Consider the following 20,255-nt stretch of genomic DNA (forward strand, 5'->3'; position numbering starts at 1 on the left):
GATGGGACGAGCCGACGCCGCGCGCGCCTTCGTGCCCGGCGCCGAGATCAAGGAAATCCTGTTGCCGCACAACCAGATCTCCGCGACCCTGGCGCTGAGCCCGACGTTGAGCCTGATGGGCTATTACAAGCTCGAGTTCGATCCGACCCAGCTGTTTCCCTACGGCCACTATTTCTCGCCGTCGGATGCCGTCGGGCCGGGTGCCACCTTCGTGTACGGTTCGATCAATCCCGCCTTCGGGGACGGCTGTCCGGGGCTGTTCAACATCACTCCCTTGGGCGATCTGAGCTTCATATGCAATGTGGGCGGGCTGGGCGGTCCGCTGCTGAATGCCGAGCCCAACATCCTCACGCTCCGCGGGCCCGACATCGAGCCGGACAAGGACGGTCAGTGGGGTCTGGGCGCGAGCTATCAGATCACCCCGTCGGTCAACCTGGGCTTCTACCACATCAAGTACCACAGCCCGAACCCGACCGTGCAGCTCAACTTCGGCTGCGCCAAGTTCGGCGACCTGCCGCCGGAGCTGTTGGGCTTGCCGACCGGCCCACTGGTCGAGCTCGACACCTGTCTGCTGAACCAGGAAGTACCGGTCACCTACCAGGTCAAGTACTTCGACAACATCGAGATGAACGCCATCAGCGCTTCGGGCGTGATCGGTGGCATCAGTGTGACCGCCGAGCTGGCTCAGCGCGATGGCATCGATGTCCAGGCGCTGGCGCGCGTGTCGGGCGTTCCCAGCCCCATCTTCACCCGCGGCAAGGTCAACCAGCTGCTGCTGTCGGCGCTGTATGTCGCCAACCCCAAATTCCTGCTCGACGAAATCGCCGCCATCGGCGAGCTGGCCCATTTCCGGGTCGAGGATTTCGAGCCCATCCAGGCGCGTAACGGACTCGTCCCTGCCGGAAATGGCGACGTGCTGTTCACCGACGACAAGTCCACCGGCTTCCAGATGCTGGCGTTGGGCAAGAAGCGCAATGCCTTCCCGGGCTGGGACATCCTGACCAGCTTCACCTACGGCGAAATCTTCAAGGGCAATCCACCGATCACGGGCGCGTTCGGCGCCTTGTTCGGCGAGGGGGACCGCCGGTTCAGTCTGAACTTCGGTGTCCAGCATCTGCAGAACCTGGAGATCGGCGTCGGTTACAACTGGCTGCTCGGCGATGCGGATGCGCAGATGGCCAGCGACAAGGATCCGGATGCCTATACCGTCCCGCAGAATCCCTTCGTAGACCGCGATTACGCGACGCTGACCATCAAATACAATCTGTGATGGCCGCTGGCGCACCGGTGTAAGCCGGTGCGCTCTGCGGCTCCTGTGAATGAACTTCGGGCCGCATGAGTACAGCCGCGATCGATCCCAAGGAATTCCGCCGTGCCCTCGGCAGTTTCGCCACCGGCGTCACCATCATCACCACCCGTGCCGCCGATGGCAGCCCCGTCGGCCTGACCTGCAGCAGCTTCAACTCTGTTTCGCTCAATCCGCCACTGGTGCTGTGGAGCCTGGAGAACACTGCCAAGAGCCTGCCGGTGTTCCAGAGCGTGCCGCACTGGGCGGTGCACGTGCTGGCGGCCGACCAAGAGGCGCTTTCGACCCGGTTCGCACGTCGCGGCGAGGACAAATTCGCCGGTCTGGAGCTGGAGACTGGCGTCGGCGGCACGCCGATGCTGCGCGGCTGCAGCGCGCGTTTCCAGTGTCGCACCGCGTTCCAGTACGACGGCGGTGACCACACCATCTTCGTCGGCGAGGTACTGAGCTTCGATCGCAGCGAGGCCCCTCCACTGGTATTCCATGGCGGCCGCTACGCGCACGCGACCCGGCGCGAAGCGCTCAAGCCGCGCAGTGCCTATCTGGCCGGCAGCTTCGGCGAGGATTTCCTCGGCTACCTGCTGGGGCGCAGCCATTTCCGCTTCTTCGCCCAGATCCGCCCGTACCTGGTCGAGGCCGGTCTGAGCGACGAGGAGTTTTACGTGCTGTCCTCGCTCACGCTCAAGCGTGGTATGACCGCCAGCGACCTGACCGCCGGCATGGCCGGCGTGTTGGACGACGCCACCCGGCGCAACCTGGCGGCGCTGATCGAGCGCGGGCTGGTGCAGGTCTGCGCCAACGGCGATGAGCCGACCGAGGCCACCTACGAACTGACGGAGGCCGGCCGCCGCTGCGCGCTACGCCTGATCTCCGCCGCCAAGGCGGTGGAGTCGCAGGTGCTGGAGCGCATGGGCGTGGCCGACGCACCGGTGCTGAAATCCCTGCTGAACCGGCTGCTGACGGTCATCGATCCCGCGGCAGCCGTGCTGTGGGAAGACTCGGGCGAGGACAGCGATAACGAGCGTGCCGGCTAGGTGGGATTCCGACACGCTCTGATGGGGTTGTAGGAGCGTGCCGCGCACGCGACTCTTCGATCAGTACGCGTCGGGTCGCGTGCGGGGCACGCTCCTACTAGAACCTATGTGCTCGCGACCGCGAAGCGCATGATCAAGGCATGTAGTGCCCGCCGTTGACGTCCAGCGAGGCGCCGGTCACCACGCTGGCGTAGTCCGACACCATGAACAGCGCGGCGCGGGCGCATTCCTCGTCCGGCGGGATGCGGCCGATCGGGATCTGCGAGGCCACCTGGGCCACCAGCGACTCTACCGGCAGCTTGTGCTGCTGCGCCTGCCATTCCATGTAAGCCTGCACCGGCGCGCCCCACATCCAGCCCATGTGCACGGTGTTGACGCGGATGCCATCCGGGCCCAGCTCCTTGGCCAGCCACTTGGCCGAGTTGGCCAGCGCGGCCTTCGAGGCCGCATAGCCGGCCTCGCCCAGCGGCGGCACCTGGCGCACGGCCATGGTGTTGATCATGACGATCGCGCCCTTCTTCTGCTGCTTCATCTGCGGGATCACGGCCTGGGTCAGCTTGAGCGTGCCGATCAGGTTGGTGGCGATCGGGCCCGTCAGCCAGGCGTCCAGGTCGGCATTCGACACATAGTCCATGTCGCCGTGGAAGAAGGCGCTGTTGACCAGCGCGTCGATGCGGCCGAAGGTCTTGACCGTGGCGTCCACCAGGGCCGCGCAGGAGGCGCGGTCGGTGATGTCGCAAACTTGCTTGAGCACCCGGGTTTTCACACCCAGGGCCCGGATGCGCTGCTCCGCGTCGTCCAGCTTCTGCGCGCTGCGTGCGCCGCAGACCACGCCGGCAGCGCCCTCGCGCGCGGCCTCGATGGCGAGCTTCACGCCCAGGCCGGGGCCGATGCCGGACACGATCACGACTTTGTCCTTTAAAAGCATTGCAGTGACTCCAGTAGGGTGCGCACTGCGCACCGTTTGCGATGTGGCCCGTGGGCCCGTTGCGCCGCTACGCAATATACCGCCTGCGGTACTCCGCGAAATCGCGCCGAATCTGCTCCGCCGTCAGGCCGAAATGCTCGCCGGCATACTCGTGTGCGGCGCGCGTGCTGCGACGGTTGTCTTCCAGCCACGCTCTCATCGCTCGTTCCGCAGTGGGCGTCAATTCGAGACCGGCCCAGGCATAGATGTCGCGCACGACCGCCAGCGGCCGCTGCACCGTGTCCTCGAAGCGCACGTCGTGGAAAGCCGCCGGCTGTTCGTCACGCACGGCCATCGTGACCTTGAAGGCGCGCGCCATGAGCGCATGCCACTCCTGGCCGGCCGCGGCCGGGTCCACGTCCGTGCTGTAAATGTGCCATAGCGTGTCGATGAAGCTGGCGATGGACGGGATGGTGTCCACCGGGTCGCGGTGCGTCTGGATGATGCGCGCGCCCGGGAATTCCGCCAGCAGCAGCCGCATGCGCAGCAGGTGATGCGGTGCCTTCAGCACCCAGCGCGTGGCGCGGATGCCACGTTGGCGCTTCTGCCATTGCAGGAAGCGCATGGCGCGCTTGAGATAGTCGTAGGCCGGTTTCTCGCTGACGCCGTAGAGCCAGTTCATGTACGAAGGCACGTTGGCGTAGGCGTTGAAGGCCGCCATGAAGGAGTGCTCCATGAGCATCAGCTCCTCGTCGGCCTGGTCGGCATCCATCGGATGGATGGAGAGCAGCTTGGGCATGGCCTCGACCATGACCTTGACCTCGCCGCGGGCGCGTTCGATGCGCTGCACGGGGTTCTGCAGCGATTCGCCTGGGAAGGGCACCGGATAGCGCGTCTCCCACCAGGCCATGGAGTACAGCTGCGGGTCGCAGGCCAGCAGGCGCTGCAGCAGGGTAGTGCCGGTGCGCGGCAGGCCGACGATCACCAGCGGCGGCGCGAGCGGCTCCTGCGCGATCTCCGGGTGGTCCTTGAAGTACTGCTCGATGCGCAGGCGGTTGACCAGCAGTTCCACAAACTTGCCGTGCAGCAGCTGGCGGCCGAGATCCGACAGCTTGGCCTCGGTCTCGAGCGAATGGCACAGGACCTCGAGCGCCTTGCGGAAGCTGGGATCGCCAAAGTCATCCAGACCACCGGCCTGGCGCGTGGCTTCGGCGAGCAGGGCCGCAGGCTCGAATTTCAGTGCGTTACTCATGGCATGGCCGGCAGGAATCGCGGCTGAAGCCGCTCCTACCGCTGTCCTCGTGTAGGAGCGGCTTTAGCCGCGACAGCGCGGCCGATATCACTCCATTTCACCACCCGCGTTTCGGGATGCACATGCTCCTCGGCGCCGACCCAGCGCAGGCACAGGGTGCCGTTGTCATGGCCGGCGGTTTCCAGCCAGTTGGGATGGCCCGGGTCCTGGTGCGCCAGCACCAGCGTCACGCCGCCGTCGGCATCGGGCTTCGCGGTATGCGCGTTGTGGTGGATGCGGTGGTAGCGGTAGTCCAGCGACTCCATCCAGTAGTTGTTGACCTGCAGGTTCCAGAAGCGGCACTTCGGGATGCGCGGGATATGGATCACCAGCGCCTCGTCCGGGGCCAGCTTCCAGTGCGAGTGGTAGTAGAAGATGTTGGGATCGCCGCCGACGCGCTGGCACAGGGCCTGGTCGGCCGGCGGCAGCCGGTTGCTGTGCGGCAGGTAGCTCTGCGCCCAGTCGGCGAACAGTTTCGCGGTGCCCTCGACGAAGCGCGCGGTGTTGATCAGGCCCTGCCGCAGCCGCTCGGCGGACAGCGGCTGCGGCAGGGCGCCGGCGCTGCGCCGCCGGATCGTGAGCTGGGCCGGCTGCTCGGCAGCGCGGTCGAGGAAGGTCTGACGCACGATGACGGCGTTGCTGTCGGGTTCGAGCTTCAGCCAGTTGCCCGGCTGTTGGGTCTGGCTCAGCACGATCTCGAAGCGGCCCTCGGTGTCGCACTGGATGTCCTTGGCGTCGATGAAGCCGGTCTGCTCCATGCGGCCGCTGGTTTCGTAGCCGCCCTTCTGCGTGCCGATGGAAAGATAAGACACCGTGCCGCGCGTGCCGGCGATCACGTATTCGTTGCGGCCACTGATTCTGGCGAACAGGTAGCGGTTGTCCGGGTTGTCCGCGCCGATCTTGCCGGTCTCGTGCGAGGGCAGGAAGAAGCCGGGGAAGTCCGGGTCGGCGAACTCCAGCTGCATCTCCAGGCCGATGCGCAGCAGGCGCGTGAGGTAGCGCCAGCCCTCGGCGCGGTCCAGCTCGCTGGCGGGCGTTTCCGGCCGCAGAATCTGCCGGCCGGCCTGCTTGAGCGCGTCGCAGAATTCGTCCCAGACGCGGCCCGAGACGACGTCGTCCTTCACCGTCATGCGGCCTTCCTCCACGGGGTTTCCCGCACAGTAGCCGGGCGGGGCAGGGGCGGCTTCACCTGTTTAAGGTAGAAGGCCGGCGCGCAGTGCGCACCCTCCTGCTCATACCCAGCGCTTGGCCCAGGTACGCAGGGTGCGTACGCGCTCGATCAGCGCCGCCGAGCTGCTGGCCGGCTCCGGTGCTGGCGCCGCAACGACCTCGTAGCGCCGGTGCAGGACCGGGTTCTGCACCAGCCGCTGGTGCTGGCGCAGCGCCGAGTTGACCATGATGCGGCACTGGCCGTCGTGGATGGGCTTGGTGATGAAACGGTAGATCTGCCCCTGGTTGATCAGGTTGATGGCGCTGTCGGCGTCGGCGCGCTCGGTCAGGATCACGCACACCACCTCCGGGCGTTGCTGCTTGAGCGCGCTGATCAGGCCGGTGACGGGGTTGTCCTGCACGCGCGTGTCCGAGACCACCACGCCGATGCGCTCGCGCTCCAGCAGGCTGACGGCCTCTTGCAGTGTGCTGCTGCCCAGCACGCGACATTGCCCGCCCAGGATCTCCTGGATCTTGTGCGGCACCGACGGGTTGTCGTCCAGCACCAGCACGGCGGCCGGCACACCATTGGCGGCCGTTGCCGCGGCGGCGTGCGCGTCCTCGCTGGCCGCAGCCGCCTGGGTGGCGCGCGCGGCGTCCACGGCGCGCGCGACCGTGGCGATGAGGTCCTCGTCGAACCAGGGCTTGTTGACGAACCGGAAGATCTCGCCCTCGTTGATCGAGCCGATGATCGCGTTGAGGTCGGAGTAGCCCGTCAGCAGGATGCGCATGGCGCCGGGCATGCGTTCGCGCGCCTGGCGCAGCAGCTCGATGCCGGTCATGCCGGGCATGCGCTGGTCGGAGACGATCACGTCCACCGGCCGGGTCTTGAGCAGTTCCAGCGCCTGCGCGCCGCCATCGGCGGTCAGCACCTCATACCGGCCGCGGAACAGCATGCGCATGGTGTTGAGGATGCGCGGTTCGTCGTCCACGAACAGCACACGGGCGCGTGCCGGGGCCTGGGCCTGGTTCATGCGGCCACCCTGCCGTCAGACGGCGGCCAGGCGGGGCAACGGCGTCGCCGCGCTCTCTGCCGGAGCCGCCTGCTGTCGCAGCGGCAGCCGGATGATGAACTCGCTGCCCTTGCCCGGCACCGAGCGCACCTCGATGCGCCCGCCGTGGTCCTCGATGATGCGGTACACGATCGACAGGCCCAGGCCGGTGCCTTTGCCGACCGGCTTGGTGGTGAAGAAGGGCTCGAAGATGCGTGCGCGCACCTCCTCGCTCATGCCGCAACCGGTGTCGAGAATGCGGATGCACACTCCGTCCTGCTCGGCGGTGGTGTGCAGCAGGATCTTGCCTTCGCCCTCGATGGCCTGCGCCGCGTTGGTCAGCAGATTCAGGAACACCTGGTTGAGCTGCGAGGGCGCGCATTCGATCTCCGGCAGCTCGCCGTAATGCCGCACCACCTCGATGCGATCCTTGATCTGGTTATGGCAGATCTTGAGCGCGGACTCGAGGCCGTCGTTGACGTTGAACAGGTCGGCGCGTGAGCGGTCCACGCGCGAAAAGTCCTTGAGGCTGGAGACCAGCTCGGCGATCTGGGTCAGACCGTGACTGGCGTCGTCGAGCAGCGTGTCGAGGTCACCCACCAGCTCGGCGGGGTTGACCGCCTCGCGTCGCTGCTGCGCCTCGGCCAGGGCCTGCGCGACCTGTTCCTCGGTGGCCTGCTCGGCGGTCAGCAGCCTGAGCGCCTGGTCCTGCGCCGCGATCACGTCGCGCAGCTCCTCGAGCGAGCTGCGCACCATTCGGGTATTGCTGCGTGCGTAGCCCAGCGGTGTGTTGATCTCGTGCGCCACGCCGGCCACCATCTGGCCCAGTGAGGCCATCTTTTCCGACTGGATCAGCTGCGCCTCGGACTCCTGCAGGTCTTTGAGCGCCTTGCGCAGGTCCTTGGTGCGTTCCTGCACCTGCGATTCCAGGGTTTCGTTGGCCTCGCGCAGCTTGTCGTTGGCGCGGTCGAGCTCGCGGTAGCTGTTGCGCAGGCGCACGCCCAGGCCGGCCAGCACGATCAGCAGGAAAGCGGCATAGCCGGCGAGCAGCAGGCGGTAGCGGTTGGCGATCGCCACCTGGCGGCCGTGCCAGTCCATATAGGCGCGCTCCATCGCCTCCAGCTGCGGGCCGGTAGGGCGGCCGAGGAAACCGCCCACTTTGTCCACCAGTTCGGTCTTGTCGGCAATGACGCCCTCCGCGCCCAGACGCAGGGCCTGCTGGGCCTCGCGGAAGGCCTCGGACTGGGTCTTGCCGATCTCGTCGAGTTCGTCCAGCGCCGCCTTGATGCGTGCGGTTTCGGGCTGGCCCTGGATCACGCCCAGCGTGGTGATCTCGGCCTTGAGTTGCAGGGTGAGTTCGCGCACGCGCTCCTGGGCCGCGGCGTCGGCCGCCGCCAGCACGGCATCGGCCTGCACGGCGACGCCGTCCATGGCATTGATCAGGCGCTGGTTGAGCAGGACGTTGCGCGCTTCGAAGTCGAAGGCCAGCTCGGACTTGTCCTGGATGGTATCGAGGAAGGTGTCGAGCGCGCGGTCCAGCTCCGGGGACAGTCCGCGCAGGGACTTGGGGCCCTTGTCCAGCTCGTCCAGCACCTCACCCAGCCGGCGGGTGGTGTCGGCGCGCGCCGCGGTCAGCTGGGTCATGGTGGCCACGCCGGACTGGGTCACGGCGCGGTTGAGCTGCACGTCCAGGGCATCCACCGCGCGGATCAGACGCAGGCGCTCCAGGTGCAGGTCGTTGTCCACGGTCTGGGTCATGCGCAGCAGGAACACCAGCACGGCAATCGCCATGCCGGCCAGCAGCGCCGGAATCAGCATTCGCAGTTTCATGAGTCCGCAGCTCCCCCTCGTGTCACGCGGACATGCATGCGCCCGCTTTCTCGCTTGTCGGCAGCCCGGAGAACCCCGGACCTACCCACCCTGCACGGTATGTCGGCGCGCACGCGCTGGCTTCACCTGTTTGCGGTAGGCCCGCCAATGGCCCAGCCGTCCGGCTCAGCCGAACGGGGGATTCGGCAACGGTGCGGTTACGTTGTACTGCAGCTGGAAATGTCTGCGGGAGCACGCATGAGCACCGACACGATCGAACGGCGACTGGCGCGACTGGAAGCCGTGGAGGCCATTCGCGCGCTCAAGGCCCGCTACCTGGCCTGCTGCGACCGCAAGGATCCGGCCGGTATGCGTGCCTGCTTCGCCGATGGGCCGGTACGCATCGATTACGGTGCCGTCGGTTACTTCGAGGATGCGGATGCGCTGGTGAAGCTCTACACGGAGATTGCCTGCCACCCGCACATGGTCGAGTTGCACCATGGCATGAATCCGCAGATCGAGGTGCTGGACACCGACCACGCACGCGGCAGCTGGAGCCTGCATTACTTCCTGATCAACACCCAGGCCAGGCAGGCGACCCAGCTGGCCGGTTATTACGAGGACGAGTACCGACGTCAGGGCGGGGAATGGAAGATCAGCGCCACCCGCTTCGTCGCCACCTCGACCCTGGTGCTGGAACTGGGCGCGGACAAGCTGAAGGCGCTGTTCGCCGGCCGGCCCGGCTGAGGCGCTAGGCGGACTTCAGCAAGCCGCGCGCGCGCGCCATGGTGATGGCGGTGTCCTCGATCATATCCTCCTGACCGCCGACCATCTTCTGGCGGCCCAGCTCGAGCAGGATCTCGCGTGCCGGTACGCCGTACTTCTGCTCGGCGCGCTTGGCGAACAGCAGGAAGGACGAGTACACGCCGGCATAGCCCAGCGTCAGCGAGTTGCGATCGATCCTGACCGGGAAGTCCATGATCGGCGTGACCAGGTCCTCGGCCACGTCCGAGATCTTGAACACGTCCACGCCGGTTTCCACGCCCATGCGGTTGCACACCGCCACGAACACCTCCATCGGCGTATTGCCGGCGCCGGCGCCCATGCCGCCGCAGGCGCAGTCGATGCGCCGCGCGCCGGCCTCGACCGCGGCCAGCGAGTTGGCCACGCCCATCGACAGGTTGTGGTGGCCGTGGAAGCCGATCTCGGTCTCGGGCTTCAGCTTCTCGCGCAGCAGGCCCACGCGCGCGGAGACATCGTCGGGCAGCATGTAGCCGGCCGAGTCGGTGACGTAGATGCAGTTGGCGCCGTAGGACTCCATGAGCAGTGCCTGCTCGAGGATTTTCCCCGGCTCGACCATGTGCGCCATCATCAGGAAGCCGACGGTGTCCATGCCCAGCTTGCGCCCCAGGCTGATGTGCTGCTCTGCGACGTCGGCCTCGGTGCAGTGGGTGGCGACGCGGATGGTGGCGACGCCGCAGTCCTTCGCCATGCGCAGGTGGTCCACCGTGCCGATGCCCGGCAGCAGCAGGGCCGAGACCTTGGCCTGCTTCAGCAGCGGGATGACCGCGCGCAGGTATTCCTCGTCGCTGGCGGCGGGGAAGCCGTAGTTCACCGAGGCGCCGCCGAGGCCGTCGCCGTGCGTGACCTCGATCAGCGGCACGCCGGCCTCGTCCAGGCCCTGCGCGATCGCCTTCATCTGCTCAACCGTGATCTGGTGGCGCTTGGGGTGCATGCCGTCGCGCAGCGACATGTCATGCACTTTGATCTGGATGCCTTTCAGGTTCATGTCTGAACTCCGGTGAACATATGGCGAACGGCCTGGCATGCCGGCTTGCCTACGCGAATGGCCCGCCGACCCGCCGCTTGCGGAATCTCCGTCATGTCTCGGTTCCGCTGCGTGGCGACCTTCGGGCTCCCGGTCGGCTGCGCTTGATTTCGCTGCGCCAGGCCGTCAAGAGCTCATTCGCAGGTCATTGCATTTCCTCGGCGAACATCTCCGCCGTGCGTGCGGCGGAGGCGGTCATGATGTCCAGGTTGCCGGCGTACCTCGGCAGATAATCGCCGAGCCCGGCGACTTCCATGAACACGGTGACGCGGTTGCCGTCGAACACCGGTCCGTTCTTGAGCACGTAACCCGGTACATATTTCTGCACCTCTTTGACCATGTCGTGCACCGACTGCGTGATCTCGTCCTGTTTCGGCGGGTCTTCCGTCAGGCAGTGGATGGTGTCACGCATGATCAGCGGCGGCTCGGCCGGGTTGATGATGATGATCGCCTTGCCGACTTTGGCGCCACCGACCTTCTCCACGCCGGCCGCGGTGGTGCGGGTGAACTCGTCGATGTTTTTGCGCGTGCCGGGGCCGACCGACTTGCTGGCCACGGTGGCGACGATCTCGCCGTATTTCACCGGCTGCACGCGCGACACGGCATAGACCATCGGGATGGTGGCCTGGCCGCCGCAGCTGACCATGTTCACGTTCATCTCGTTCTTGCCCAGGTGTTCCTTCAGGTTCACCGGTGGCACGCAGAACGGGCCGATGGCGGCCGGCGTGAGGTCGATGACCTTGACGCCCAGCGCGGTCAGCTTGTCGGAGTTCTCCTTGTGCACATAGGCGCTGGTGGCGTCGAAGGCGATGCGGATGTCGTCCGCCTTCACGTGCGGGACCAGGCCGTCCACACCCTGGTCCGTGGTCTTCAGGCCCAGCTTGCGCGCCAGTGCCAGGCCTTCCGAGGCCGGGTCGATGCCGACCATCCATACAGGCTCGAGCAGGCTGCTCCGCTTGAGCTTGTACATGAGGTCGGTGCCGATGTTGCCGGAACCGATCATCGCGCATTTGATCTTCTGCATCGCAGTGTCTCCATTGTAGAAGCCTGCCTGCGGGCGACTCTTGGTCGCGCGCAGGCGCGCTCCTACATACAAATCTACTCCTCAAACCCGATCGAAGCGCCGCCGATGCCGGTCAGCGTCATCTCGAAGCGGTCGCCCGCGGCGATCGGCAGCAGCGGCGCCAGCGAGCCGGACAGGATGATCTCGCCGGCCAGGAAGGGGATGCCGAAGCGCCCCAGCGTGTTCGCCAGCCAGGCCACCGCGGTGGCCGGATGACCTTGGACCGCAGAGCCCAGGCCGCTGGCGACATGGGCGCCGTTCTTGCTGATGTCCATCTTCACCGCGGCGAGGTCCAGCGCCTGCGGCTTGACCCGCTGCGCGCCGAGCACGAACACGCCGCAGGAGGCATTGTCGGCCACGGTGTCCTGGATTTTGATCTTCCAGTCGCGGATGCGTGAGTCCACGATCTCGAAGCAGGGCGACACGTAGTCGGTGGCGTCCAGCACCTGCGCCTCGGTCACGCCGGGACCCTTCAGATCCTTCTTGAGCACGAAGGCGATCTCGCCCTCGGCGCGTGGCTGGATCAGCTTCATCTCCGACAGGCTGAGCGTGGCGCCGTCGGCCACGTGCATGCTGTCGAGCAGGAAGCCGAAGTCCGGCTGGTGCACGCCGAGCATGTCCTGCACCGCTTTGCTGGTCACGCCGATCTTCTTGCCGATGACGCGCTCGCCCTCTGCGGTGCGTCGCTCCAGGAACCGCAGCGACACGCGGTAGGCGTCGTCGATGTCGATGGCCGGCTCGCGGCTGGTCAGCGGATCGAGTACGGAAGCGCTGCGCAGCGCGGCGAACAGTTCGTCACCGAGGCGGGTAAGGGTCGATTCGGGCAGGCTCATGTGCACAGTAATCCCTGCACGGCTGGCTCAGAGCCGGGTGTAGAAACTTGCCATGCAAGCGACTCTTGACGGCGTGTCGCGTTCAGGCACGCTCCTACAAAAGAGCGTCGGATGCTAACCATTGCGCAAAAAGTCCAGCACCATGCGGTTGAACAGCTCGCGATGCTCGATCATCACCCAGTGGCCGCAGTTGGGCACCAGCACCATGCGGCAGTTGCGCATGCCCTTGCCGAGCCGCAGGATGCCGCTGTCCGGCATCATGCTCTCGTTCAGCCCCCACAGCGCCAGCGCCGGCGCCGCGATCTCGGGCAGGCGCGCGGTCAGGTTCGGCACCTTCAGCGTTTTCATCACCTGCGGGTTCTGCAGTTGCATCAGGGCATGGCGCTCGCGCACCAGTTGATCGTCCACGCAGGCCGGGTTGACCACGAAGGCCTCGATGAAGAGCCGTTTGAGATCTGCCTCCGTCACGGTCTTGCCCGGCTGGAAGGTGGCGAACATCGCCGCCATGCCCGGCATGGCCAGGTAGTCCGGCAGGTCATTCAGCCCGCCCGGCGCCATCAGCACCAGCTTTTCGACGTTCTGCGGATGGGCCAGCGCGAAGCCCAGCGCCACCGCGCCGCCGAGCGAGTTGCCGAGCAGCGTGACCTTGTCGATGCCGATGGCGTCCAGCGCCTGCTTGAGACACTCGACGAAGAGATCCAGGTGGTATTCGACGGTGTCGGGCTTGTCCGAGTAACCGAAACCGATCAGGTCGGGCAGGATGCAGCGGTAGCCGGCCTGCACCAGCGCCGGGTAATTGCCCTTGAAGTTGCTGTAGGCGCAGGCACCGTTGCCGGAGCCGTGCAGAAAGACCACGGCCGGACCGGCGCCTTCATCCAGATAATGGATGCGATGGCCGTTGGGCAGCTTGACGTAGTGACCTTCGGGAACGGGCTTCGTGGTCATGGGGACCGGAGAAAGGGGTTCGTGCGGCTGCGATCGGCGTCGGAAAGATATTCAGGGACAAGGGATTTTGCGGCTTCGTCCTTTTGGGTGACCGTGCGCACGAGCGTTGGCCGTAGGATGTGCGCGTATGTCCCCCAGAGTCATCCTCGTCACCGGCGGCGCCAAGGGCGTCGGCCGCGGCATCAGCGAACGCTTCCTGGCCGCCGGCGACACCGTCGTAGCCTGCGGCCGCGAAATACCGGCGCAGCTGCCGCAGCGGAAGGGGCACAGGGCCGAGTTCATCGCCTGCGACGTGCGCAAATCCGAGCAGGTCGAGGCGCTGTTCGGTGAGATCGCCCGGCGCCACGGCCGGCTCGACGTGCTGGTGAACAACGCGGGCGGCGCACCCTATGCGCTGGCCGACAAGGCCTCACCACGATTTCACGAGGCCATCATCGCGCTCAACCTCACCGCGCCGCTGCACTTGGCACAGAAGGCCAATGCCGTCATGCAGGCGCAGGAAACGGGCGGGGTGATCGTGTTCATTGCCAGCGTGTCGGCGCTGCGGCCTTCACCGGGCACCGCGGCTTATGGCGCGGCCAAGGCGGGCATTCTTTCGCTGACCCAGTCGCTGGCGGTGGAGTGGGCGCCGAAGGTGCGCGTGGTCGCCATCAGCCCGGGGCTGGTGCGCACCGAGCAGGCCGACCTGCACTACGGCGACGAAGCCGGCCTCGCGGCCGTATCCGCCACCGTGCCGCTGCAGCGCATGGCCGAACCGGCCGAGATCGGCGAGGCCTGCGTGTGGCTGGCTTCGCCGGCGGCGGCCTATGCCAGCGGCACCAACCTGGTCCTGCACGGCGGCGGCGAGCGTCCGGCCTTCCTGGCCGCGGCCAGCGTCAACAAGTCTTGAGGACTGGCCACGGGTGACCCATCCCAACGGGTGAGGCGCCTGTGCCCGCCTTACCGAAAAATGCGCTGCATATGACCAGAAACCCGCCATTCGAGCGGAATCAAGCGGGGTGCGGGACATGGGGAAATCCAGCTATCGGCTGATGGCCGCTGCGGGGCTGCTGGGCCTGCTGGCGGCCTGCGACGGTTCTTCCACCGGCGGCGACAGCGGGGACGGCGGCGGCCCGCCGGCCAAGGCCGAGTGCCGCCACTACACCGCCCAGCGCCAGCCGTTCTTCGGCGATTTGCACGTGCACACGGTGTACTCGCTCGACGCCAACACCCAGGGCACCATCATCACCCCGCACGAGGCCTACCAGTTTGCGCAGGGCGAGCAGCTGGGCATCCAGCCCTATGACGCGCAGGGCAATGCCACGCGCTTCACGCGGATCGCCCGGCCGCTGGATTTCGCCGCGGTCACCGACCATGCGGAACTGTTCGGCGAGGTCGAAATCTGCACCAACGCGGCCTATCTCGAGTACAACGCGCCGGAATGCATCTTCTACCGCGCACGCCCGAACGAGTCCTTCATCCTCTTCAACCTGGTGGCGGTCGGCCTGCCGGAACTGCCGCAGTTCCCGGTGCCGCCGGGCGTGCCGATCGTCTCCGACCTGCCGGTCGTCGGCAGCAACGGCAAGATCCCGCGTCTGCCGTACTGCGGCCTCAACGGGGAGCGCTGCCTGCAGGCGGCCAAGACACCCTGGCAGGACACGCAGCGTGCCGCCGAGGCCCACTACGACCGCAGCGACAACTGTCGCTTCACCACCTTCGTGGGCTACGAGTACACGCTGGCGCCGTCCTCCAACAACCTGCACCGCAACGTGATCTTCGCCAGCGAGGTGGTGCCGGAGCTGCCGGTCGCGACCCAGGAATTCCCGCGGCCCGAGCTGCTGTGGGCCGAGCTGGCGCGGGTCTGCCGCAGCGAAGACGGCTGTGACTACCTCACCATTCCGCACAACTCGAACCTCAGTGCGGGCCTGATGTTCGAGACCAAGGACCGCTTCAACAACGACTACACCGCGGAGTTCGCGCAGACGCGCCAGGACAACGAGCCGCTGGTCGAGATCATGCAGGCCAAGGGCCAGTCGGAGTGTCTCGGCACCAGCGGCGCCGGCGCGGCGGACGAGCTGTGCGACTTCGAGCTGCTGCCCTACAACAACCTGACCGGCGATCGTTTCGGCGGGCTCAACACCGGTCCGCCGATGGCGCAGGACTTCGTGCGCGAGGCCTTGAAGGAGGGCCTGCGCCAGGAACAACGGCTGGGCGTGAACCCGTTCAAGTACGGCTTCATCGGCAGCTCGGACACACACATCGGCTCGCCCGGCAATGTCATGGAGACGGCCGAGTTCCCGGGCCACGGCGGCGCCGGCGCCAGCGGCGGCAACGGCCTGTCCGATGTCATCGAGGGCAATCCCGGCGGCCTGGCGGTGCTGTGGGCGGAGGAGAACACGCGCGAGTCGCTGTTCGCGGCCATGCGCCGGCGCGAGGCCTATGCCACCTCCGGCACGCGGCCGATCGTGCGCTTCTTCGGCGGCTGGAACCTGCCCGCCGGCCAGTGCGCCAGCGCGAATTTCGCCGCCGACGGCTATGTCAACGGCGTGCCGATGGGCGGTGACCTGCCGGCACGCCCGGCCAGCGCGGGCGCGCCGCGCTTCGCGGTGTCGGCGCTGCGCGATCCCGGTGCGCCTGGCGATCCGGCGCAGCCGCTGCAGCGCATCCAGATCGTCAAGGGCTGGGTGGAGAACGGCGCCAAGGTCGAAAAGGTGTACGAAGTCGCCGGCAATCCGGTCAACGGCGCGGGCGTGAACCTGGCCAACTGTGAAACGACCGGCAGTGGCTTCGCCAGCCTCTGCGCCGTGTGGCAGGACCCGGACTTCGATCCCGCCGAGCCGGCGTTCTACTACGCGCGCGTGGTCGAGAATCCGCAGTGCCGCTGGCACTGGCGCCAGTGCCTGGCCGCCGGCGTCACCGTCGAGCAGTGCGTCAACGACCCGGGCTCGGTGCCGGAGGGCTTTGCCGGCTGCTGCTCGGATTACCCGCGCACGGTGCAGGAGCGCGCCTGGACCTCACCGATCTGGTACAAGCCACCGCCGGGCTGAGTGCGTGGAACGGATCCTGCGCCATCCGCTGCTGCACTTCCTGCTGCTCGGCGGCCTGCTGTTCGTCGCGCGGCAATGGCTGCCCGCGCACGATGCAACGTTGCAGACCATCCAGGTCAGCGCCGGCGAGCTGCGGCGCCTGCAGACGGACTGGGCGCGCGAAACCGGGCGCGCACCGAGCGCCGCCGAGCTGCAGGCCAGCCTGCAGCGCCACCTGGACGAGGAAATCCTGCTGCGCGAGGCGCTCAAGCTGGGCCTGGAATCGGTCGATCCGGTGGCGCGCGAGCGCCTGGTGCAGAACATGCGGTTCGCCTTCCCGGAATCGGACGCGAGCGACGAGGCGCTGCTGGCCGAGGCGCGCGCGCTGGGGCTGCACCGCCGCGACCTGGTCGTGCGCCGCCGCCTGGCGCAGGTGATGGCGATGCGCGCCGTTGGCCAGGCCAGCTTCAGCGAGGCCGAGCTGCGCGACTATGTCAGCCGCAATCCGGTACGCTACGCCAGCCCCGCGCGCTACGCGTTCCGCCAGGTTTTCGTCAGCGGCGATCGGCCACCAGGGCAGGCCGAGCGCATCGCGCAGGCGCTGCTGGCCCGGTTGCAGGCCCAGGATGCGAGTGCCGTCGCGGCCGGCGATCCGTTCCTGCTGGGCGCGGTTTTCCCGCCGCAGTCGGCGGCCGAGCTGGACCGTGCCTTCGGGCCGGGTTTCGGCGCGGCGCTGGCCGCGCTCGCGCCGGGCGCCTGGGCCGGCCCGCTGCGCTCCGCCTACGGCCTGCACCTGGTGCGCATCGAGCGCGTGGAAGCCGGCGCGGCGCCGGATTTCGCGCAGATGCGTGCGCGCGCCGCCTACGCGCTGCTCGCCGAGCGCGAGAAAGCGGTCCTGCAGGAGGCGCTGACGCGGCTGCGCGCGCAGTATCGCGTGCAGCTGCCGGACACCGGTCCGGCGGCACAGGTCACGCTCGGGATGGCGCCATGATCCGTGTGGCCCTGATCCATCGAATATTTTCGATGTCATTCCGGACACGTCGACGCTCTCATGAGCGTCGCCCCGGCGAAAGCCGGGGCCCAGCGCCTTTGGGATCTGGACGCGATCCGCAACCCAGAGCCTTTTTAAGTCGCTGGATTCCGGCTTGCGCCGGAATGACGTGTTTCTTCGTCTTTATCACCACAGCCCGGGCCCACCCGCTGGCGCCGGCGCTGCTCGAGCTGAAGGAGCTCGAGGCCGGCCGTTACGCGGTGCTGTGGCGCACCTCGGTGGCGCGCGTGCAGGGCACCGACGTGCAGCCGCAGCTGCCGCCCGCCTGCCGGGCCCTGGGCCCCGCCCGGCTGTCGGCGGAGGAGAACCAGTCGCAGGTCCTGCGCTGGGACGTTGACTGCGGGGCCGCTGGGCTGGTGGGCCAGACGCTTGCGGTGAGTGGGCTCGAGCGCAGCCGCATCAGCGTGATCCTGCGCCTTGAGCCTCGGCAGGGCGAGGTCGTCACGCGGCTGCTCGATCTCGACCAGCCGTCCTACACGGTGCCGCCACCGGCCGCGCCGCCGCCGGTATTCCGCGGCTATCTCGCGCTGGGCATCGAGCACCTGCTGCTGGGTTTCGACCACGTGCTGTTCGTGCTCGGGCTGCTCCTGCTGGTGCGCCACTTGCGGCCCCTGCTGGTGACCGTCACCGCTTTTACGCTCGGCCACAGCGTGACGCTGGCGCTGGCCACGCTGGGCCTGGTGCGGGTGAATCCTGCGCTGACCGAGCTGGCCATCGCCGCCAGCATCGTGGTGCTGGCGCTTGAATTGCTGCGCCCCAATCCCCATTCCCTGCTGCGTCGCCGGCCCTGGCTGATGGCGCTGGCCTTCGGCCTGCTGCACGGCCTCGGCTTTGCCGGCGCGCTGGCCGAGGTGGGGCTGCCCGCGGGCGAGATCCCGCTGGCGCTGCTGGCCTTCAACCTGGGCATCGAACTGGCACAGCTGATGCTGGTGTCGGCCTGGCTGCTGCTGGCCTGGAGCTGGCAGCGGGCCGGCGTGCGGCCGCTGCCGGCGACGGTGACGCTGGTGCTGCCGGCCTATGGCATCGGCACGCTGGCGGCGTTCTGGTGCCTGGAGCGCACGGCGGCGCTGTGGACGTAGGGGTTTTGGAGTAGGGTGGAGTCACGACCGGCGCGCAGCCGCGCGCCCAAGGGGAGACCGACATGAAACGCTTGTGGACCCTGCTATTGCTGATGCTGGCCCTGCCCGTGCAGGCGGAAGTAGCGGTGGAGAAAGTGCTGGCCTGCATGCAGGCCAACATCCTGCCGGGCACGCAGGTCCAGGTGCTGGAATTCACCACCACCGACATCGCCGGCGGCAGCCGCACACTCAAGGGCAAACTGTTCACCACCCGCGAGAAGCTGCCGGACGCCGACGGCCTGCTGCGCGCCACCCTGCAGATCAGCGCGCCCGAGCACCTGGCCGGCGCGGCCTACCTGTTGCGCCAGACCGAGGACAAGCGCTTCGACAGCATGTACGTGTACCTGCCGTCGGTGCGCCGCGTGCGCCGCATCAGCACCGAGTTCGCCGACGGCTCGCTGCTCGGCACCAATTTCAGCTATTACGAGTTCAAGCAGATCAGCAATGCCTTCTCCGGCCTGCCGCCGAAGCTGGAGGCCGGCGAGGAGCTGGACGGCCGTGACGTGCACCGGCTGAGCTTCAGTGCCCGCGCCGACGATCCCACCGCCATCTACAGCCAGATGCGGGTATGGGTGGACCGCAAGACCTGCGTGCCGCTGAAGGCCGAGTTCTACAAGGGCGAGGCGCTGCGCAAGCGTTTCAGCGCGCCGGTGCGCGCACTGCGCAAGGCCGGCGACCACTGGTATCTCACCGACATGGAGATGCACGACCTGATCGACGATACACGCACCACGCTGCGCATCCACGACGTCGCGCTGGTCAAGGAGCTGCCCAGCCGCATCTTCGAGCCGAACACCTTCTACCTGCGCGAATAAGCCGCCCCGTCGTCCCAACGGGTGAGGCCGCGGCCGGGCGGCCTCCCGAATAATCCGGGCACATCGATACTCCATCGGGGGAGACATGGCACAGGGTGAATTTCCGGCGGGTGCGGCGCTGGTGTTCGGCGGCAGCGGCGGCATCGGCCAGCACGTGGCGCTGGCCTTCGCGCGCGCCGGCACCGAGGTGGCCATCGTGTACCGCTCCAAGCGGGATGTGGCGGAGAAGGTCGCCGGCGAGGTCCGATCGCTCGGCCGCAAGGCCAGCACGCATGCCGCCGATGTCACCGATCCCGGGCAAATCCGCGCCGCGGTCGCCGCCGCGGTGAAAACCCACGGCCGCCTGCACACCATCGCCTGGGCCGCCGGCCCGGTGGTCGAGCAGGTCTTCATCGGCGAAACCACACCGGAACTGTGGAAACGTTCGATTGATACCGAGGTTCACGGGTTCTTCAACGCCGTGCAGGCCACGCTGCCGCACCTGCGCGAGCAGGGCGGCGGTTCCTATGTGCACCTGGGCTCGGCCGGGCACCTGTGGTTCCCGCAGAAGGACGGCCTGTCGGTGATCCCCAAGGCGGCCAACGAGGCGCTGGTCAAGGGCATCGCCAAGGAAGAAGGCAAGCACGGCATCCGCGCCAACTCGATTCTGGTCGGTGTGATCAAGGCCGGCATGTTCCTGGTGCTGCTCGAGCGCGGCGTGTTCGACCAGGCCTGGACCGAGGAGACGCAGAAGCTGTTGTGCCTCAAGCGCTGGGGCGAGCCGGAGGAGATCGGCCACGCGGCGGTGTTCCTCGCCACCAACCAGTACGTCACCGGGCAGCAGATCAATGTGTCCGGCGGATTCGGCGTTTAACGCTTGTCATCCCCGCGAAAGCGGGGATCCAGTAAAACAAGCGCTTTTTTGACCGGATTCCCGCCTGCGCGGGAATGACAGAAACACTTCGACAGGAGGTTCCATGTCCTTGCCTCTGGAAGATCTCGAACACATCAAGCGGCTGAAGTACGCCTACTGCCGCTGCATCGACACCGCCAACCTCGAGGAGCTGAAA

At 67.3% G+C, this 20,255-nt stretch carries 18 protein-coding genes; 9 read left to right on the forward strand and 9 right to left on the reverse strand.

From position 1 onward, the window contains the following. The coding region (locus tag VNJ47_02070) for a DUF1302 family protein (GenBank protein ID HXG27619.1) at positions 1 to 1,270 on the forward strand (1,270 nt) is incomplete at its 5' end. 65 nt (positions 1,271 to 1,335) lie between these two features. Further along, complete coding sequence (locus VNJ47_02075) at positions 1,336 to 2,340, forward strand: flavin reductase (GenBank protein HXG27620.1); 1,005 nt, start codon at positions 1,336 to 1,338, stop codon at positions 2,338 to 2,340. A 133-nt stretch (positions 2,341 to 2,473) separates the two neighbouring features. Here the strand turns inward: VNJ47_02075 and VNJ47_02080 are convergent, their stop codons facing one another. The 5 genes from VNJ47_02080 to VNJ47_02100 all read right to left on the reverse strand — a co-directional run bounded on the left by VNJ47_02080 (position 2,474) and on the right by VNJ47_02100 (position 8,569). Further along, the gene (locus tag VNJ47_02080; GenBank protein HXG27621.1) at positions 2,474 to 3,268 is read right to left on the reverse strand and encodes an SDR family oxidoreductase; all 795 of its coding nucleotides are present in this window, start codon (positions 3,266 to 3,268) and stop codon (positions 2,474 to 2,476) included. A 67-nt stretch (positions 3,269 to 3,335) separates the two neighbouring features. Beyond that, on the reverse strand, positions 3,336 to 4,499 hold the full coding sequence (locus VNJ47_02085; protein ID HXG27622.1) for a sulfotransferase: 1,164 nt from the start codon (positions 4,497 to 4,499) through the stop codon (positions 3,336 to 3,338). A 35-nt stretch (positions 4,500 to 4,534) separates the two neighbouring features. After that, positions 4,535 to 5,668, reverse strand: coding sequence for a DUF1214 domain-containing protein (locus VNJ47_02090; GenBank protein ID HXG27623.1), 1,134 nt, complete (start codon positions 5,666 to 5,668; stop codon positions 4,535 to 4,537). A 102-nt stretch (positions 5,669 to 5,770) separates the two neighbouring features. Next, the gene (locus tag VNJ47_02095) at positions 5,771 to 6,721 is read right to left on the reverse strand and encodes a response regulator (protein HXG27624.1); all 951 of its coding nucleotides are present in this window, start codon (positions 6,719 to 6,721) and stop codon (positions 5,771 to 5,773) included. A 15-nt stretch (positions 6,722 to 6,736) separates the two neighbouring features. Continuing rightward, positions 6,737 to 8,569, reverse strand: coding sequence for a DAHL domain-containing protein (locus VNJ47_02100; protein ID HXG27625.1), 1,833 nt, complete (start codon positions 8,567 to 8,569; stop codon positions 6,737 to 6,739). A gap of 237 nt (positions 8,570 to 8,806) precedes the next feature. On the opposite strand from VNJ47_02100, the gene VNJ47_02105 reads away from it, so the two are divergent. Then, positions 8,807 to 9,295, forward strand: coding sequence for a nuclear transport factor 2 family protein (locus VNJ47_02105; GenBank protein HXG27626.1), 489 nt, complete (start codon positions 8,807 to 8,809; stop codon positions 9,293 to 9,295). A gap of 4 nt (positions 9,296 to 9,299) precedes the next feature. On the opposite strand, the gene dmpG is transcribed toward VNJ47_02105, so the two are convergent. From dmpG to VNJ47_02125, 4 genes are all read right to left on the reverse strand, one after another. Next, positions 9,300 to 10,337, reverse strand: coding sequence for a 4-hydroxy-2-oxovalerate aldolase (gene dmpG / locus VNJ47_02110; GenBank protein ID HXG27627.1), 1,038 nt, complete (start codon positions 10,335 to 10,337; stop codon positions 9,300 to 9,302). A gap of 184 nt (positions 10,338 to 10,521) precedes the next feature. Continuing rightward, entirely contained in the window at positions 10,522 to 11,400 is an 879-nt protein-coding gene (locus VNJ47_02115) for an acetaldehyde dehydrogenase (acetylating) (protein HXG27628.1), read from the reverse strand. A gap of 74 nt (positions 11,401 to 11,474) precedes the next feature. After that, positions 11,475 to 12,272 (reverse strand): fumarylacetoacetate hydrolase family protein, encoded by a 798-nt coding sequence (locus VNJ47_02120; protein HXG27629.1) that lies wholly within the window; start codon positions 12,270 to 12,272, stop codon positions 11,475 to 11,477. 114 nt (positions 12,273 to 12,386) lie between these two features. After that, on the reverse strand, positions 12,387 to 13,217 hold the full coding sequence (locus VNJ47_02125; protein HXG27630.1) for an alpha/beta hydrolase: 831 nt from the start codon (positions 13,215 to 13,217) through the stop codon (positions 12,387 to 12,389). A 127-nt stretch (positions 13,218 to 13,344) separates the two neighbouring features. On the opposite strand from VNJ47_02125, the gene VNJ47_02130 reads away from it, so the two are divergent. The 6 genes from VNJ47_02130 to VNJ47_02155 all read left to right on the forward strand — a co-directional run bounded on the left by VNJ47_02130 (position 13,345) and on the right by VNJ47_02155 (position 20,059). Beyond that, positions 13,345 to 14,106 (forward strand): SDR family oxidoreductase, encoded by a 762-nt coding sequence (locus VNJ47_02130; GenBank protein HXG27631.1) that lies wholly within the window; start codon positions 13,345 to 13,347, stop codon positions 14,104 to 14,106. A 118-nt stretch (positions 14,107 to 14,224) separates the two neighbouring features. Further along, on the forward strand, positions 14,225 to 16,243 hold the full coding sequence (locus VNJ47_02135) for a DUF3604 domain-containing protein (GenBank protein HXG27632.1): 2,019 nt from the start codon (positions 14,225 to 14,227) through the stop codon (positions 16,241 to 16,243). A gap of 4 nt (positions 16,244 to 16,247) precedes the next feature. Beyond that, positions 16,248 to 17,213: a peptidylprolyl isomerase gene (locus tag VNJ47_02140; protein HXG27633.1), complete on the forward strand. Its 966-nt coding sequence runs from the start codon at positions 16,248 to 16,250 to the stop codon at positions 17,211 to 17,213. 164 nt (positions 17,214 to 17,377) lie between these two features. Next, positions 17,378 to 18,352, forward strand: a complete 975-nt coding sequence (locus tag VNJ47_02145; protein ID HXG27634.1) for a HupE/UreJ family protein — start codon at positions 17,378 to 17,380, stop codon at positions 18,350 to 18,352. A 62-nt stretch (positions 18,353 to 18,414) separates the two neighbouring features. After that, positions 18,415 to 19,206, forward strand: coding sequence for an outer membrane lipoprotein-sorting protein (locus tag VNJ47_02150; GenBank protein HXG27635.1), 792 nt, complete (start codon positions 18,415 to 18,417; stop codon positions 19,204 to 19,206). 85 nt (positions 19,207 to 19,291) lie between these two features. Further along, positions 19,292 to 20,059 carry an SDR family oxidoreductase gene (locus tag VNJ47_02155; protein ID HXG27636.1) on the forward strand — a complete coding sequence of 256 codons (768 nt, stop codon included), beginning with the start codon at positions 19,292 to 19,294 and terminating at the stop codon, positions 20,057 to 20,059. The last annotated feature ends 196 nt before the right edge of the window (positions 20,060 to 20,255 follow it).

This window comes from Nevskiales bacterium (assembly GCA_035574475.1).
Lineage (GTDB): Bacteria > Pseudomonadota > Gammaproteobacteria > Nevskiales > DATLYR01 > DATLYR01.

Coding starts and splice junctions, on each gene's coding strand:
- VNJ47_02090 (HXG27623.1), bottom strand. CDS start 5,668: ATGACGGTGAAGGACGACGTCGTCTCGGGCCGCGTCTGGGACGAATTC.
- VNJ47_02075 (HXG27620.1), top strand. CDS start 1,336: ATGAGTACAGCCGCGATCGATCCCAAGGAATTCCGCCGTGCCCTCGGC.
- VNJ47_02080 (HXG27621.1), bottom strand. CDS start 3,268: ATGCTTTTAAAGGACAAAGTCGTGATCGTGTCCGGCATCGGCCCCGGC.
- VNJ47_02125 (HXG27630.1), bottom strand. CDS start 13,217: ATGACCACGAAGCCCGTTCCCGAAGGTCACTACGTCAAGCTGCCCAAC.
- VNJ47_02105 (HXG27626.1), top strand. CDS start 8,807: ATGAGCACCGACACGATCGAACGGCGACTGGCGCGACTGGAAGCCGTG.
- VNJ47_02150 (HXG27635.1), top strand. CDS start 18,415: ATGAAACGCTTGTGGACCCTGCTATTGCTGATGCTGGCCCTGCCCGTG.
- VNJ47_02155 (HXG27636.1), top strand. CDS start 19,292: ATGGCACAGGGTGAATTTCCGGCGGGTGCGGCGCTGGTGTTCGGCGGC.
- VNJ47_02120 (HXG27629.1), bottom strand. CDS start 12,272: ATGAGCCTGCCCGAATCGACCCTTACCCGCCTCGGTGACGAACTGTTC.
- VNJ47_02095 (HXG27624.1), bottom strand. CDS start 6,721: ATGAACCAGGCCCAGGCCCCGGCACGCGCCCGTGTGCTGTTCGTGGAC.
- dmpG (HXG27627.1), bottom strand. CDS start 10,337: ATGAACCTGAAAGGCATCCAGATCAAAGTGCATGACATGTCGCTGCGC.
- VNJ47_02100 (HXG27625.1), bottom strand. CDS start 8,569: ATGAAACTGCGAATGCTGATTCCGGCGCTGCTGGCCGGCATGGCGATT.
- VNJ47_02130 (HXG27631.1), top strand. CDS start 13,345: ATGTCCCCCAGAGTCATCCTCGTCACCGGCGGCGCCAAGGGCGTCGGC.
- VNJ47_02085 (HXG27622.1), bottom strand. CDS start 4,499: ATGAGTAACGCACTGAAATTCGAGCCTGCGGCCCTGCTCGCCGAAGCC.
- VNJ47_02135 (HXG27632.1), top strand. CDS start 14,225: ATGGGGAAATCCAGCTATCGGCTGATGGCCGCTGCGGGGCTGCTGGGC.
- VNJ47_02115 (HXG27628.1), bottom strand. CDS start 11,400: ATGCAGAAGATCAAATGCGCGATGATCGGTTCCGGCAACATCGGCACC.
- VNJ47_02145 (HXG27634.1), top strand. CDS start 17,378: ATGACGTGTTTCTTCGTCTTTATCACCACAGCCCGGGCCCACCCGCTG.